General features: G+C 42.5%; 1 pseudogene. It reads left to right on the forward strand.

Annotation, left to right across the window (positions count from 1 at the left end):
• Nucleotides 1-1,059 (forward strand): annotated as a pseudogene (locus A6733_RS09320) (hypothetical protein); the annotation flags it as partial.

The raw sequence follows: 1,059 nt of genomic DNA on the forward strand, positions 1-1,059 counted from the left end.
TTGACGTTGCTGGCATTCTCGCAATGGCGTTATCAACAAAGGTAGAGGCCTATATAAGGAAAAAAGCCAGTAAAGGTGAGGGTGTAGCACCAGTAACTAGTGTTGTAGACCTTACGCATTCTTCTCTTCCAAACCCTCAGTCATTACCATCTCAAGCGAGTACTTCAACTGCTTCTGCAGTTGCTTCTGAACAATATGTTGATTTGCTTGGTGTTAGGTTACATCCTGATAGTGCTAAACCAATTCACGATCTCTTTTTTGTCATTCGTAAATCTGCCAAAACGTCTTGCTCGATGGTACTGGGTAGCCTATTAAGGTCCGTGAGTAATGGACTTTCGATGGTTGGGCAGGCTGTTATTTGGTGCAGAACCTATAAGGAACTGCATTTACTTGGTTTTATGGCTAGGTTTCTTTGTCTGTATCATTCCAAGTACCGCCCTGATTTTATACGTTCTCTTGCTGGTATTAGAGTATTTTCTAGTTCCTCTGATTGTAGACTAGTGCCACTAAGTGGAGAAGTGTTACTAAGTTTTCTGTCTAAGCTGGATTGCTCTGTTCGCGGGTACGCGGAGTCTGCATTTAACTTGAAGTGGGATAGCATAGCTGATTCAGTTTTTGCTGGACTAGAAGATAGATCATTGAGTGGTGCTGATTGTGAAGATTTTATTAATATTTTCGATGCTGTTAGTGCTCCCGTAGTAGTATTTTCAACTTATCAAGAATATGAAAAAAAGCGTGCGATGGATAGGAGAAAGAAATCAGGAAGTGGTAGTAAATGTACGGAGGAGGGTACTGAGTCTGTTTCCAAAAAACGTTTAATAAGTAAGAGTAAGGAATCAGGAAGTGGTGCTTGTTCTTTGGACACCTCTCTTCAACAAGCTCTGCCCAAACCCAAACCCAAACCCAAACCCAAACCCAAACCCAAACCCAAGCCTAAGAGATGTGTGATAAGTGAAAGCAAGGCACTAGGAGACAGTAGTAAATGTGCAGACGGTACGCAATCGGGAAGTTGTGCTATTGATCTTGCTAGTCGTTCGGTTGCCTCTCTTCCACGGTCTC

The organism is Candidatus Ichthyocystis sparus (genome assembly GCF_900078745.1).
Classification (GTDB): domain Bacteria; phylum Pseudomonadota; class Gammaproteobacteria; order Burkholderiales; family 2013Ark19i; genus Ichthyocystis; species Ichthyocystis sparus.